Source organism: Mesorhizobium sp. M1328 (assembly GCF_040318075.1).
Classification (GTDB): Bacteria; Pseudomonadota; Alphaproteobacteria; order Rhizobiales; family Rhizobiaceae; genus Mesorhizobium.
Map to the genome: position 1 here is coordinate 128,193 of NZ_JAMYLO010000015.1, position 14,154 is coordinate 142,346.

Genomic DNA, 14,154 nt, shown 5'->3' on the forward strand with positions numbered 1-14,154 from the left:
CCTTCAGGCAAGGTCGCAGGTCGCCGCAATGGCTGGCGCGCCGCTCCGGCGCCGGCTGGCATTGAGCGCAAACAGGCCGGCGCCGATGATGAGGGCTGCGCCGGTCGCCGTCGCTGGTCGCGGCACTTCGGCAAAGAACAGAAAACCCCATAGCGGCGACCAGATGATACCGGTGTATTCGAAGGTGGCGACGCTGTTGGCGGGCGCCAGCCGGTAGGCCTGCGACAACAGGATCATGCCGGCCGAGGCAACGAAGCCGCATGCTCCCATCTTGAGCAGATCCGGCGTCGTCGGCCAGACCCATGGCCGGACGAGGAATTCGAGGCTCGGATGCACAGCATGGTCAATGCCTGCCAGCCAAAACAATGCCGCCACCAAGGCAGCGCCGGCCAGATAGGCGCCGTTCTGATAAAACGCCATGACGGTCGAGGATTCGGTGTCGCCGATCTTGCGTGCCATCAGCTGCGAGAAACCGTAGAGCAGAGCCGATCCTAGCGACAGCAGCGCCGCCCAGTCGAACAAGCCGGCGCCCGGGCGCACCATCACCAGCACGCCGAGCATGCCGACCAGGACGGTGGCGAGCGCCTGCCAGGACACGCGTTCGCCGAGATAGGGGCCGGCCAACGCCATGATGAACAGCGGCGCCATGAAATAGAGCGCCACCGCGTCAGCCAGCGGCAGGGCGGCGATTGCCAGATAGTAGGCCGTATAGGAGGTGAACTGGATGAAGGCGCGCATCGTAAGCATGCCGAACCGCTTCGACAGGATCGCCTGCAATCCGACATCGGCGTGGACGAGGAAAACCAGGATCGGCAGGGCGACTATCGAGCGGATCGCCATCACCTCGGTGACGGGATAGTGGCTCGACACCGCCTTGACCAGCGGATCCTGCAGCGAAAAGACCAACACGCCGAGACAGAGGCTGAGGATGCCGAGCACAAGCCGATTCTGCATAGGCGCTCCTGTCTCCCGCTTGCGCGGCCGAAAGCAGGCCTGCATCCGGGTAAAAAGAACCCGCCACCGTTTCGGGCAGCGGGTACGAGTGAGGACTTTTGCTTGGTCCGCGGCCGATTTCGCGGCCGCATATCCAATGGGTGAGGCAACTATCGTCCGCCGTTTGACATGTTGCAAACGAATTGGAATGATGCCAGCTATCAGATTTTCTTATGGCGGGCACATGCGACCCAATCTCGACAGCGACCTGTTGCGCACCTTCGTGGCGGTCGCCGACACCGGCAATTTCACCAAGGCGGCGGAGCGGGCCGGCCGCACCCAGTCGGCGGTCTCGATGCAGATGAAGAGGCTCGAAGGCATGGTCGGCGGCAGCCTGTTCGAGCGCGGCTCGCGCGGTGTGGCGCTGACGCGGCGCGGCGGCGAGCTCATCGCCAACGCCAGGCGCATCGTTTCACTGCTCGACGAGACGGCGGCATCGATGGTCGCGGCGCCGCTTGGCGGGCCGGTGCGCATCGGTATCCCGGAGGAATATGGCCACGCGATCCTGTCGCGCGCGCTCGGCGCCTTTGCCAAGCGCCATCCTCAGGTCGACATCACCGTCCGCTACGCGCATTCCGGTGCGCAGATCGCGGCGCTCGCCGCCGGCGATCTCGATCTGGCGGTGGTGTTCGAATGGCAGGATCTGTCAGGCGGTGAGGTGCTGATGCATGATCCGACCGTATGGGTGACGTCGGAACTGCATCACATGCATGAGGAGCGGCCGGTGCCGATCGCGCTCTACAACCGTGCCGGCTGGTGCAAGGATTTCGCGATAAAGTCGCTGGAACAGCGTGGTCTCGCCTATCGTGTCGCCTACACCAGCGATACCAATGGCGGCCTGCGGCTCGCCGTCACCTCCGGGCTGGCGATTGCGCCGATCTCGCGCAGCAACATCCCGGCCGGCTGCCGCGAGCTTACGGCCGCAGACGGGTTCGGCGACATCGATTCCTCGAACGTAGTGCTGCGGCGCAATCCGAACGCTTCCGGCGAGGCCATCGACGGCATGGAAGACGCGATCCGCGAGGCGTTCACCAACCGTTAAAACATGCCGCTCAGTCCGGCGGTGGCGGCCACCACGGACCGCACGGCGATCTTCCGAATATTGGGGGCAGCCTTACTTCAGCTCCAGCAACCGCTCCAGATAGCTGCGCTCGATATCGGGGCTGAGCGCGTTGCCGAGCCGCTTGCGGATCGCTTCGAGGATCTGGCGGGCACGCTGCACGTCGATCTCGTCAGGCACTCTCACCGAACTTCCGTCATCGGGACCCTCGCTGGTGCGGGGCCGCCCGAGCGGGTCACGGTCGGCATTCTGCTGGCGCCCGCCCTGCCCGTTGCCGCCCTGGTCGCCTTGCATCGCCTGCAATTGCTTCATCATGTCTTTGGCGCCTCTGCGCAAGGCTTCCAACGCGCGGCCCTGGTGACCGACGGCCTGGTCGCCTTCGCCCTCGCCGAGCGCCTGTTCGGCATTGCCCATGGATTTGCCGGCCTCGCCAAACCCTTCGTTGGGGTCGAGGCCCATGCCTTCGAGGCTCTTCCTCAATTGATCGAGCTCGCTCTGCAGCTTGCCCTGGCCTTCCTGCAATTGCTTCAGCGCATCAGCAAATTCCTGCGGCGTCATCGGCTTCGGCCGGCCGAGCGGATCGCGGTCGTCACCCGGGCCGGGCTTGCCCTGTTCGTCCATCGGGCCTGGCTCACCGTTCTCGCCGAGCTGCTCGTCGCGGTTCTGCCCGCGCTGTTGCTGGCCGCGCTGCATCTGGTCCATGCGGAAAGTGTCGTTCATCATCTCCTGCTGGCGCCGCATGATTTCGCCCAGCTTGTCCATCTGCTGGCGCATCTCGCTGTCCTGCTGGCCGCCTTGTTGCTGGCGGCCTGCCTGCAGATTGTTCATCATGTCCTGCAGCTCGGACAGCAATTGCTGCGCCTGGTCGCGATTGCCGGATTTCGCCAGGTTCTCGATCTGGTCCATCATGCGGTCGATGTCGCTCTGGCGCAGTTCCTGGCCGTTCTGCTGCATCTGTGGCGCATTCGGATTCTGCTGCGCCCGCGCCGCGAATTCCTGCAGGAACTGGTTCATCGCCTCGCGCAGTTCCTTCATCGCCTTCTCGATCTCTTGGTCGCTGGCGCCGTTCTTGATCGCATCCTGCAGCGCCTGCTGCGCCTGGCGCAGCCGCTTCTCGGCCGCCGACAGATTGCCTTCCTCGATGCCGAGCGCGATCTCCCAAAGGTACGCGACCTCGTCGCGCAACTGGTCGTCGCTGTCGGCCATCTTCAGCCGGGTGCGGGCGCTCATGATGGCGAGGTAGTGCGCCATGTTGTCGAACGTGTCTTCGGGCCTAAGCGTGATCGCATCCATCAGGTCGAGTACGCGGTCCTTGGCATAGGCGTCGAGCGCCAGTATGCGGCGCTGCTCGACCACAGCCCGCGCCAATGGATTGGAGAATGGCCGCTCCGGCATCACCAGCGTCTTGGTTTCGCTGGTCGCCGTGTGTCCGGCACCGTCGGTGGCGACAAGCGACAGCTTGACGTTGCCACCGGCCCAGGCATGGTCGGTCAGGTCCTTCGTCGTCTTGGCTGCATTGGCCTTGCCGCCGCGGCGCGGCAACGTCAGCGGCATTTCCGGCGGGCCATAGAGCGGATGCGCGTTGGGCGCCTGCGGATCGGCCAATGCGAAAACCGCCTTGGCGGAGGCCGCGCCATAGTCGTCGTCGATCTGGTAGTTGAGTTCGAAGGCGCCGTTGACGGCGCGCTTCGGCTCGCCGACAAAGCGGATCTGCGGCGGCTTGTCGGGAATTATGGCGAAGGCCCAGCGGCCGAGCTCGCCGTCGCCGGACTGCAGCGTCAGCATGCCGTCGGCCGTCAACTTGCCGCTGAACTGGCGCACGGTTGAAGGCGTTGCCGTATTTGCCTCCGGCTTGCTGGATTGCGGCCCTGTCGGATCGATGGCGCGGCTGTTGCCGCCGGTGTCGGCGTAGCTCAGCGTTTCCTCGCCCGAACCGCCGGTGACGCGCAGTGACACATCGCTGCCCTCCGGAACGGTGAAGGTCGGCGCCGCTTGATTGGCGTTGTTGGCAAGGACCGGGGCGTTGAGGAATACCGGCGGCCTGCCGGTATAGGCCGGCGGCGTCACCCAGGCATCAATGCGCGGCGGCACGACGTCACGCGCGGCGCGGGCAACAAAACCGTCGCTCAGCCTGCCGCCCGACGGCCCGAAGGAGAAGGCAAAAGCAGTGACCAACAAAAGCGCGGCAACGGCGCGCAGCGCCCACGGGTCGCGTTCCGGCACGCGTGTGCGCGGCACGTCGCCGCCAAGCTCGCCCAGCCGGTCCGCCATGCGCCTCTGATGCTCGCGCCACAGGGCTTGCGAAAAAATGCTTTCCTTGCCGCTCGGGCGATCGGTCTGGACCTGCACCGGGCTGTGCAGCAATCGGTTGGCCGCCTCGATGCGGCGGTCGACCTCGGCACTGGATGGCGTGCGGAAGAAACGCAGCGGGTAGAGTGCGGCAAGCGCTGCGACACCGAATGCGGTGATGAGACCGATCCGAGCCAGATCGGGCAAGAATGGGAACAGGCCGAGCCACGAGATGCTGAGGAACAGGCTGGCGACGATGATCAGTGGCAGCAGCAATGGCCAGCCGCGTTCGACGATTATCGAGACCTGCGTCCCCAGCCGGCTCAAGGCAAGGCGCCTGGCCAGACTGCGATCGCTGGTGAAGATGGGTCGTTGCGTCATCGGCCCTTCCTGGGCCGGGCGGGATAGCCCGGGCCTCACGAGTCTATCGCATGGGCCCGAAAAGTCGATTTTCGGGAAGCACGATGCGAAGACCTAAAATCTTAGCGCGTACTTCGTGCGTCCAAGCGGATGCACATCGGTCTAAGGATACCAACAAACACGGCGAAGGCGAGGCGGTTCCCCAAAACGTGAACAATAATGCCCCGGATATTGTCAGAATTTCGCCGGATTGGCGTTTGCGCCGCAGACCAGTACGGCAACGCGCTCGCCTGCAGCCGGTGCGTAGCGGCCGGACAGGAGCGCCGCGAAGGCGGCCGCACCGCCCGGCTCGGAGATGATTCGCACGCGGTCCCACAGCGCCGCCTGGGCGGCGATAATGTCGTCGTCGCCGACCAGGATCGAGCGCTCGACGAACGCCTCGGCGATAGGAAACATCATTTCGCCGACACGCTTTGGCGCGAGCGAATCGGCGGCGATGCCCTCAGCCGGCGCGTCGACGGGTCGGCCCGCCGCGAAGGCGCGATGAAGCGTCGGCGCACCCTCAGGCTCGACCGCGATGATCCTGATGCGGCCGGAAAACCAGGCGGCGATGCCGCCGATCAGTCCGCCGCCGCCGACAGCGACCAGCAGGGTGTCGAGCTTCGGCAGGTCGGCCTCGATTTCGAGGCCGAGCGTGCCTTGCCCGACCAGCGTCTCCTCCTGGTTGAAGGCGTGGATCTGCAGCGCGCCGGATTTTTCGGCGAAGCTCTCGCTGGCGGCCAGTGCCTCCGCATAACGGGCGCCGCCGACGATCAGCTCGGCGCCGTAACCGCGGATGCGGTCCAGCTTGGCAGGCGGGCTCACTTCGGGAACAAAGATGGTCGCCTTGTGGCCGAGCCGCATGGCGGCATAGGCGACAGCGGCACCGTGGTTGCCGCCCGATGCGGCGACGACGCCGGCCGCAGGAACCGGCCGTTCGAGGAGATTGGTGAACGCACCACGCGCCTTGAACGAGCCGGAATGCTGCAAGCACTCAAGCTTCAGGTCGACAGGCAGAGGCGGGCGGCCGAAATCGGCCATGTCGACGCGCAGCACCGGCGTGTGGCGCACGAAGGGCCGGATGCGCGGCTCCATTGCAGCGATGCGCTCGCGGGTGATCGTGTGGCCGTGCAGCATGCTTCACTCCCCAAAGTTGACGTTCAGAGTTGACATTACTTAGTAACTTGGCAAAGTACCTAAATGCAAGAGGTCGATGTCTTCAAAGCGATCGCCAACGAGCGCAGGCTGCAGATCCTCGATTGGCTCAAGGACCCGCGCGCGCATTTTCCGCCGCAGGCGGACGGCGATCTGATCGAGGACGGGGTCTGCGCGCTGCTGATCGCGGAAAAGCTGGGGATCACCCAGGCGACGCTCAGCGAGCATATGCGCGTGCTCACCCAGGCAGGGCTTTTGCGTAGCAAGCGCATCAAGCAGTGGATATTCTATCGCCGGAACGAAGACAGGATCGCCGAAACCAGGGCGCTCATTCAGCACCGGCTGTAGCGCTGCAGGGTATCTATTTTTTGTTTGATTATGATCTTTTCCGAGAACCGGCTTCCACTTTTCGCTGACGCGAACCTTCGGTTCGCGATCATGGTCTACTTCAACCAGTCCGGCACCGAATCCAGCCCGATCAATTCGTCATAGGTCTGGCGCGGGCGCACAACGTGGAAGCGGTCGCCGTCGACCAGCACTTCCGGGACCAGCAGCCTGGTATTGTAGGTGCCGGCCTGGACGGCGCCATAGGCGCCGGCGGTGGCGATAGCGATCAGGTCGCCGGATTTCAGCCGGGGCAGGTCACGGTCTAGCCCGAGATAGTCGCCGGTCTCGCAAACCGGGCCGACGACGTCGACCTTCATGCGTGGTGATGCGGCCGGCTGCTGCGCCACCGGCCTGATGTCGTGGAAAGCGTCGTAAAGCGTCGGCCGGATCAGGTCGTTCATCGCGGCGTCGACGACGAGGAAGTTCTTGGCGTCGCCCTCCTTCACGAAGATCACCTCCGAGACCAGGATGCCGGCATTGCCGACGATCAGCCGGCCTGGCTCGAACATCACTTTCAGCCCGAGCTCGGCGACATGCTTTCTGACGATCCGGGCATAGGCATCGGGCAAAGGTGGCGGGTTGTTGTCGACGCGGTAGGGAATGCCAAGGCCACCGCCGACATCGATATGCTCGACGGCATGCCCGTCGGCGCGCAAGGCGCCGACCAGCTCCACCAGCAGCGCAAAGGCGTCGTCGAAGGGCTGCAATTCGGTGATCTGACTGCCGATATGGGTATCTATGCCGGTGACCTTGATGCCCGGCAGCTCAGCCGCGCGCGCATAGACCTTCCGCGCCTGCTGCCAGGGAATGCCGAACTTGTTCTCGGCCTTCCCAGTCGAAATCTTCTTGTGCGTCCTGGCGTCGACATCCGGATTGATGCGCAGCGAGATCGGCGCGATCTTGCCCAGCGCGGTGGCGCGGGCCGACAGCAGCTCCAGCTCCGGTTCGGATTCGACGTTGAAACAGAGAATGCCGGCCGAGAGCGCAAAATCCATTTCGCGCGCGGTCTTGCCGACGCCCGAAAACAAGATCTTGCTTGCCGGGATGCCGGCCGCCAAAGCGCGGCGCAATTCGCCCTCCGAGACCACGTCGGCGCCGGCGCCGAGCCTTGCCAGCACCTTCAGCACGGCCTGGTTGGAATTCGCTTTCATGGCATAGCAGACGAGAGCGTCGAGCCCGGCAAAGGCCTCGGTAAAGACGCGAAAATGCCTGGTCAGCGTCGCCGTCGAATAACAATAGAACGGCGTGCCGACGCTGGCGGCGATGTCTGATATCGCCACGTCCTCGGCATGCAGCGCGCCGTCGCGGTAATCGAAATGGTTCACGAGATTGGTCCGAAAATCAGAGCAGCGGGTCGAGGATGAATTTCTTGTCCTCGACAGGTTTTTCCGGCTCCGGCGGCAAAGGTTGCTTGGCCTTCTCGGCGTCCTTGCGAGCCTGCACGGCTGCCGCGTAGGGCGTATCGAGCGCAGCCTTCCTGCCGCAAGCCGCAACGGTGGCCATTGCTGCCAGCAGCGTCAGCGTCACCAAAATCCTGCTTCCGGTCATCGTGCCATCCGTCCGAAACTGTTGCCCGCAGCCGCTTCTAGCCGAGTTTTGCGGCCATTGCACCCCGCGTCTTACGCCTTGGCGAGCCGCTTTTTCCAGTAGCGGATCTGCTTGCGCACCTCGGACGGCGCGGTGCCGCCGAAGCTTGTGCGGCTCTTTACAGAATTCTGCACGGCGAGAACCGAAAACACGTCGGCGCTGATACCGGGGTAAATGGACTGCAAATCCTCCAGCGAAAGCCTGTCGAGCCCGACCTTCTTGTCCTCGGCCAGCGCCACCGCCCGGCCAGTGATATGGTGCGCCTCGCGGAACGGCAGGCCTAGCGTGCGCACCAGCCAGTCGGCGAGGTCGGTCGCAGTCGAATAGCCGGCGCCGGCCGCCTTTTTCATCGCGGCGGTGTTCACCGTCATGTCGCGCACCATGCCGGTCATTGCCGCCAGCATCAGGTCGAGCGTCTCTGCCGCGTCGAAGACGGATTCCTTATCTTCCTGCATGTCCTTGCCATAGGTCAGCGGCATGCCCTTCATCACCGTCAGCAACCCGACCAGATGGCCGGTGACGCGGCCGGTCTTGCCGCGCACCAGTTCGGCAGCGTCGGGGTTCTTCTTCTGCGGCATGATCGACGAACCCGTCGAGAAACTATCCGACAGCCTGACGAAGCCGAATTGCGGCGTCGACCAGATGATGATCTCTTCGGCCAGCCGCGACAGATGCGTCGCGCAGATCGCTGCTACGCCCAGGAACTCGAGCGCGAAATCGCGGTCCGAAACACTGTCGAGCGAATTGCGCATCGGCTCGCGGAAGCCAAGCGCCTTCGCCGTCTGGTGCCGGTCGATGGGAAAGCTGGTGCCGGCGAGGGCGGCAGCGCCGAGCGGGCTTTCATCCATCCGCTCGATCGCGTCGCGGACGCGAGACAAGTCGCGCGCAAACATCTCGACATAGGCCATGCAGTGATGGCCGAAGGTCACCGGCTGCGCCGCCTGCATGTGGGTGAAGCCAGGCATGACCGTTGCCGCATGCTCCTCGGCCCGGTCCAGGAACGCCGTAATCAGGCCCTTCAGCGCCTCGGCGACGCGAAAGCACTCGTCCTTGACCCACAGCCTGAGGTCGACCGCCACCTGGTCGTTGCGCGAGCGGGCGGTGTGCAGGCGGCCGGCGGCGGGGCCGATCAAATCGGCGAGGCGGGCCTCGACATTCATGTGGATGTCTTCCAGCCTGGTCGAGAACTCGAACGTGCCGGCCTCGATCTCCGCCAGGATCGTGTTCAGCCCGTGAGCGATTTTTTCTTGATCGGCCGCCGAAATAATGCCCGTTTGCGCCAGCATCTGGCTATGGGCGATCGAGCCGCGAATATCTTGCGCATAGAGTTTGCGGTCGAACGAGATCGACGCGTTGATCGCTTCCATGATTGCGGCCGGACCCGAGGCAAAACGTCCGCCCCACATCTGGTTGCTGGCCTTCTTGTCGTTCATCGCTATAACCCGTGCTCCGGAGCAGTTTTTCAAAAATGGCAGACGGCAATAGATTTTTCCCGGCTTTGCGTCTCATCCTCGCCGCTTTGGTTGCGGGCGTGCTGGCCGGCGCGGTCGCGGTATATGTCAGGGAAAGCAGTTCTGGCAACAAGGCGCCCGCGCAAGTGGCCGCCGGCGGCGGCAAGGACGACGTAGCCTGCGCCGCCAAGACCGATCGTGCCAAGAAGATCGCCGCCGCTGCTACCGGCCAGGTTGCCGCGCTTTTGCCGGCGGATCCGCCGCAATCGCTGAAAAGCCTTGCCTTCAACGGCCCCTACGGCAAGCCGACGACGATCGCCGATCATGCCGGCAAGACGGTGCTGCTCAATCTGTGGGCGACATGGTGCGCACCTTGCCGAGCCGAAATGCCGGCGCTCGATGCGCTGCAGAAGGAGATGGGCAGCGATGCGTTTCAGGTTGTTGCCGTCAACGTCGATGCCGGTGACGATGCCAAGCCGAAGAAGTTCCTGGAGGACACCGGCGTCAAGTCGCTCGGCTACTATCGCGATGCCACCATGGCGCTGTTCAACGACGTCAAGACGCGCGGCCTGGCGCTCGGTCTGCCCGTCACCATGCTGATCGACGGGCAAGGCTGTCTGATCGCCCATATGAACGGCCCAGCCGAATGGTCGGGGCCGGATGCCAAGCATCTGGTCGAGGCGGCGCTCCAGCCAGGATAGGATCAGACCGTGCGCAGGCGCGGCTTGAGCACGGCAATGCTTGCGCCGCGTCGGCTGGCGGTGCGGATTGCCGGAGCGGCCACGCCCGTCAGTTCGCCGAATGTCTCGATCGGAGCCGGTTTGCCGAGGTAATAGCCTTGCCCGATCTCGCAAGCCTCGGCGTCCAGGAACTGCAATTCACCCGGCGTCTCGATGCCCTCCGCAAGGACCGGTAGACCGAGACCGCGTCCAAGCCCCAGCACGGCGCGAACGATCGCCGCGAACTGGGCGTTCTTGTCGACCGATTTGATGAACGACCCGTCGATCTTGATCTTGTCGAAGGGAAAGGCGCTGAGGTTGGACAGCGAAGAATAGCCAGTGCCAAAATCGTCCATCGCCACATGCACGCCAAGCGCCTTGACCTGCCTCAAGGTTGCCAGCGCGCGCGGCATGTCCTTCACCAGGGCCGTTTCGGTGATCTCCAGTTCGAGCCTGCCGGGGGCCAGGCCGGATCTCGACAATGCGTCGTGCACCTTGCGGCTGAAGTTCGGATTGTGAAGCTGCACGGCGGAGACGTTGACGGCGACCATCAGCGGGTTTGTCCAGCGAACAGCATCGTTACAAGCCGTCGTCAGCACCCAGTCGCCGATCTGCGCGATTGCGCCACTGTCCTCGGCCACGGGGATGAAAACGGCCGGAGAAATGTCACCCCTCTCAGGGTGCTGCCAACGGACCAGGGCTTCGAAGCCGATCATCCTGCCGCCGCGGATCTCCTTCTGCGGCTGATAGACGAGGTGGAATTCCTTGCGGGCGATCGCCTGGCGCAATTCATGCTCCATCACGCGCTTGTCGCGGGCCGCGGTGCCCATGGCTATCTCGAAAAACCGGTAAGTGTCCCTGCCTTCGGTTTTGGCGCGATGGAGTGCCGTGTCGGCATGGCTGATCAGGCCGGCCTGGTCTTCGGCATCCAGCGGAAAGAACGCGATGCCGATGCTGGCCGAGACGAGGCCGGAGCCGACCGAAACCCTGTTTTCCTCCCGGATCGCCGCTAGCAAGTCCTCGGCTATGCGGCCTGCGGCCAGGGGGTCAGGAAGGTTCGGAGCTATGATGGCAAATTCGTCGCCGCCGAGACGCGCGAGCAACTGGCCTTGGCGCGGAATGCCGGAAATGCAGTGCGCCAGCTTCTGCAGCATGGCGTCGCCGGCGCTGTGGCCGTAGAGGTCGTTGACCTGCTTGAACCGGTCGAGGTCAAGCAGCAGGAGCGCCAGATATCCATCCTTGCCGCCACGATCCATCGAGGCGAATTCTGCTTCCAGCCGGGAAGAAAAGCTCCGCCGGTTGGCAAGCCCGGTAAGTGGATCGAAATGCGCGAGGCGGAGGATCTCTTCTTCCGCCTTCTTGCGCTCACGGATGTCGCGAACGGCAAGCACCGTATGAGGCCTGCCGCAGTAGGTGATCTTCCTGGCGATCAGCTCGACAGGAATTCTCGTGCCGTCGATGGCCCTTAATTTTGCTTCCTGCGCCTGTTCGCCGAAGCCGGACATATCGGCTGCGCTCCGTCCGTCGAAAAGCTCGCCGAGTTGCATCGTGTTGAGGGTGGCTGTCGCTGTTCCGGTCAGCTTCGCCATACTGTCATTGGCGCTGACGATGCGGGTGCCATCGCAAACGATCAGACCTTCCACCGCCGCATTGGCGAGATCGTGCATGCGATCGGCCTCGAGCTTCTGGCGGCGAAAGCGCAGGTCGATCCACAGGGCGGTGCCCGACAGCACAAGGATTATCAGGCTGGCGACCGCTGCGGCAAAGGCCTGGGAAACGGGATCGATTGAATGTGCCGATATTTCAATCGAGGAATCCGGAATGATCGACACCGCGGCCATCGCGATGAAATGCAAGCTGCAAATCGCCAGCGTCAAAAGCGCGGCGCCGCCAAGTGTCGCGAGCGCTGACGGGCGGCGCAAGACGACAACGAGCGCCAGTGCCGCAAGGGTCACGCCGGCCAGAAGCGATATCGCGACAAGGAGCAGGTTCCATACGACCCGGCCTTCGACCTCGAAAGCCGCCATGCCGATGTAGTGCATCGTCGCGATGGCGCCGCCCAGAATGGCGCCGCCGACGAGGAAATGGTCGATGCCGCGGCGCAAGGTGGCGACCCACATCCCAAGCGCGGTCAGGATGACGGCGGCGGCAAGCGAAAAGGCGGATAATCCCGGATTGTATGCGTTCGGTATTCCCGGCGTAAACGCGGTCATGGCGATGAAATGCGTCGCCCATATGCCGAACCCGGTCGAAGCCGCGGCGATCATCAGCCAGATAAGCCGGTTTCGGTCAGTCGATCGGCCGACATGCTTAAGGAGATTAACTGCTGAGAAACAAGAATTCCACAGACGAGTGCAGCAAGTGCAACCAGTCTCAGGTCGTGCTGATTTACGATACAATTATAGACCGTCAGCATCCTGGTTTACTCGGTCTGCCAAAACTAACAGGGGAGGTGTGACCGATTAGCACCTGGAGATTTTAACGAATGGTTAACCCGTGGGCGGTGAGGCGGACCTTTTCAGGGGAAAACCAGGCAGTTGCTTCGTACCGTGTGGTCCGCGCTAGACCTCGGCTGCCGCACCGATGCGCCTGCCTAAATCAGGGCAAGATCGCTGCCCCGTATCGCTGTTCCCGCTTGTCCACAGCGCTCCGAGGCACAGCAGAACTGTCACATACTTTCTCTAAGAGACGGCGAAGGAGCCTGCGCAACGATCCTTCAACAAGCCACTCAATAGGGAAGAGATTCATGTCGATGATCAAAAACGGCTTGGCGGCTCTCGCCGTCGGCGCAAGCACCGTTTCATTGGCGCTGCCCGCCGCCGCCGCGCCGGTCAAATTCGACTTCTGGTTCGGCCTTTCGGGCGATCTCGCCCGGGTCGTCGATACGCTGTGCAAGAATTTCAACGCATCGCAGTCCGACTATGAAGTCGTCTGCACCAGTCAGGGCAATTACGACGCCACGCTGCAGAATACCATCGCGGCGTTCCGTGCCGGCAAGCAGCCGGCCGTCGTTCAGGTCTATGATGTCGGCACCGCCACCATGATGCTTTCGGGCGCATACAAGCCAGCCGACAAGCTGATGGAAGAGAACGGCTATAAAATCGACTACAGCGACTATTTCCCCGGCATTGCACGCTATTACGCGACCTCTAAGGGCGAGATGCTGTCGTTCCCGTTCAACTCGTCGACCGCGCTGATGTACTGGAACAAGGACGCCTTCGCCAAGATCGGCAAGACCGAAGCGCCGAAGACCTGGGAAGAGGTTGGCACCGACCTCCAGGCGATGAAGGACGCTGGCTACGATTGCCCGATGGCGATCAACATCTCCGCCAATGAAAGCTGGCAATTGATGGAGCAGTTTTCGGCCATCCACAACCAGCCCATCGCAACCAAGGACAACGGCTATGACGGCCTCGACGCCCGCCTCGAGGTCAATAAGACCAAGTTCGTCCAGTATGTCGGCGACCTGAAGAAGTGGTATGACGCCGGTCTCATCAAGATCAAGTCCAAGGATCTCGGCCAGGACATGGTCCAGGCCTTCGCGTCCGGCACCTGCCAGCTCATCCTGACCTCGGTCGGCGACCACGGCACCGTCGGCAAGACGCACAAGGAAGGCATGAACTGGGACGTCGCCGAACTGCCGGTCTATGCCGGTACGGAACGCAAGAATTCCCTGGTCGGCGGCGCCTCGCTCTGGGTTCTCTCCGGCAAGTCAGACGAGGAATACAAGGGCGCTGCCGCCTTCCTCAACTTCATCCACGATCCCAAGACGGCGCTGTTCTGGTCGACCAACACCGGCTACATTCCGGTGACGAAGTCGGGCTTCGATTATATGAAGGCCAACGGCTTCTACGACAAAGCGCCGTACAAGGGCCGTGAGACCGCGATTGCCAGCCTGACTGCTTCCGAGCCGACCGACATCACCCGCGGTATCCGGCTTGGCAACTTCACCCAGATCCGGGCCGAGTTCGGCACCCAAATGCAGGCGATCTTTGCCAACAAGGTCAGCGTCCAGGACGGCATCGATACGCTGGTCAAGAACGGCGACGCCATACTCGACCGGTTCCAGCAGACCTATCCGAATAAGACGCTTCCCTGACCGGCAGGATCGATG

At 63.2% G+C, this 14,154-nt stretch carries 10 protein-coding genes and 1 pseudogene; 4 read left to right on the top strand and 7 right to left on the bottom strand.

Translation table 11 applies throughout. The annotated features are described in order from the left end of the window. Positions 1–3: 3 nt before the first annotated feature. Positions 4–954, bottom strand: coding sequence for a DMT family transporter (locus NKH23_RS23800; RefSeq protein WP_352714182.1), 951 nt, complete (start codon positions 952–954; stop codon positions 4–6). Between the two features lie 223 nt (positions 955–1,177). On the opposite strand from NKH23_RS23800, the gene NKH23_RS23805 reads away from it, so the two are divergent. After that, complete coding sequence (locus NKH23_RS23805; RefSeq protein WP_353035474.1) at positions 1,178–2,035, top strand: LysR substrate-binding domain-containing protein; 858 nt, start codon at positions 1,178–1,180, stop codon at positions 2,033–2,035. A gap of 72 nt (positions 2,036–2,107) precedes the next feature. On the opposite strand, the gene NKH23_RS23810 is transcribed toward NKH23_RS23805, so the two are convergent. Continuing rightward, positions 2,108–4,723 (bottom strand): TIGR02302 family protein, encoded by a 2,616-nt coding sequence (locus NKH23_RS23810; RefSeq protein ID WP_352910361.1) that lies wholly within the window; start codon positions 4,721–4,723, stop codon positions 2,108–2,110. Between the two features lie 213 nt (positions 4,724–4,936). After that, positions 4,937–5,878, bottom strand: a complete 942-nt coding sequence (locus NKH23_RS23815; RefSeq protein ID WP_352714177.1) for a threonine/serine dehydratase — start codon at positions 5,876–5,878, stop codon at positions 4,937–4,939. 63 nt (positions 5,879–5,941) lie between these two features. Here NKH23_RS23815 and NKH23_RS23820 point away from each other — a divergent pair, with 63 nt between their 5' ends. Next, positions 5,942–6,244, top strand: coding sequence for an ArsR/SmtB family transcription factor (locus NKH23_RS23820; RefSeq protein WP_352714176.1), 303 nt, complete (start codon positions 5,942–5,944; stop codon positions 6,242–6,244). A gap of 95 nt (positions 6,245–6,339) precedes the next feature. On the opposite strand, the gene lysA is transcribed toward NKH23_RS23820, so the two are convergent. From lysA to argH, 3 genes are all read right to left on the bottom strand, one after another. Continuing rightward, entirely contained in the window at positions 6,340–7,608 is a 1,269-nt protein-coding gene (gene lysA / locus NKH23_RS23825; RefSeq protein WP_352910363.1) for a diaminopimelate decarboxylase, read from the bottom strand. Between the two features lie 16 nt (positions 7,609–7,624). Continuing rightward, positions 7,625–7,831 (bottom strand): hypothetical protein, encoded by a 207-nt coding sequence (locus tag NKH23_RS23830; protein ID WP_023677931.1) that lies wholly within the window; start codon positions 7,829–7,831, stop codon positions 7,625–7,627. A gap of 71 nt (positions 7,832–7,902) precedes the next feature. Beyond that, entirely contained in the window at positions 7,903–9,303 is a 1,401-nt protein-coding gene (gene argH, locus NKH23_RS23835) for an argininosuccinate lyase (protein WP_352979339.1), read from the bottom strand. A gap of 35 nt (positions 9,304–9,338) precedes the next feature. Between argH and tlpA the strand changes: the two genes are divergently transcribed. After that, complete coding sequence (gene tlpA, locus NKH23_RS23840) at positions 9,339–10,022, top strand: thiol:disulfide interchange protein TlpA (protein WP_352910367.1); 684 nt, start codon at positions 9,339–9,341, stop codon at positions 10,020–10,022. Positions 10,023–10,024: 2 nt separating this feature from the next. On the opposite strand, the pseudogene NKH23_RS23845 reads toward tlpA, so the two are convergent. Then, positions 10,025–12,456 (bottom strand): annotated as a pseudogene (locus NKH23_RS23845) (bifunctional diguanylate cyclase/phosphodiesterase). Positions 12,457–12,786: 330 nt separating this feature from the next. On the opposite strand from NKH23_RS23845, the gene NKH23_RS23850 reads away from it, so the two are divergent. Next, a complete protein-coding gene (locus tag NKH23_RS23850) occupies positions 12,787–14,139 on the top strand; it encodes an extracellular solute-binding protein (protein WP_353035477.1) in 1,353 nt (450 codons plus the stop codon). Positions 14,140–14,154 lie beyond the last annotated feature (15 nt).

Excerpts from the sequence above, each read along its gene's own strand:
- NKH23_RS23800 (WP_352714182.1), bottom strand. The coding sequence starts at position 954 with ATGCAGAATCGGCTTGTGCTCGGCATCCTCAGCCTCTGTCTCGGCGTG.
- NKH23_RS23805 (WP_353035474.1), top strand. The coding sequence starts at position 1,178 with ATGCGACCCAATCTCGACAGCGACCTGTTGCGCACCTTCGTGGCGGTC.
- NKH23_RS23810 (WP_352910361.1), bottom strand. The coding sequence starts at position 4,723 with ATGACGCAACGACCCATCTTCACCAGCGATCGCAGTCTGGCCAGGCGC.
- NKH23_RS23815 (WP_352714177.1), bottom strand. The coding sequence starts at position 5,878 with ATGCTGCACGGCCACACGATCACCCGCGAGCGCATCGCTGCAATGGAG.
- NKH23_RS23820 (WP_352714176.1), top strand. The coding sequence starts at position 5,942 with ATGCAAGAGGTCGATGTCTTCAAAGCGATCGCCAACGAGCGCAGGCTG.
- NKH23_RS23830 (WP_023677931.1), bottom strand. The coding sequence starts at position 7,831 with ATGACCGGAAGCAGGATTTTGGTGACGCTGACGCTGCTGGCAGCAATG.
- argH (WP_352979339.1), bottom strand. The coding sequence starts at position 9,303 with ATGAACGACAAGAAGGCCAGCAACCAGATGTGGGGCGGACGTTTTGCC.
- tlpA (WP_352910367.1), top strand. The coding sequence starts at position 9,339 with ATGGCAGACGGCAATAGATTTTTCCCGGCTTTGCGTCTCATCCTCGCC.
- NKH23_RS23850 (WP_353035477.1), top strand. The coding sequence starts at position 12,787 with ATGTCGATGATCAAAAACGGCTTGGCGGCTCTCGCCGTCGGCGCAAGC.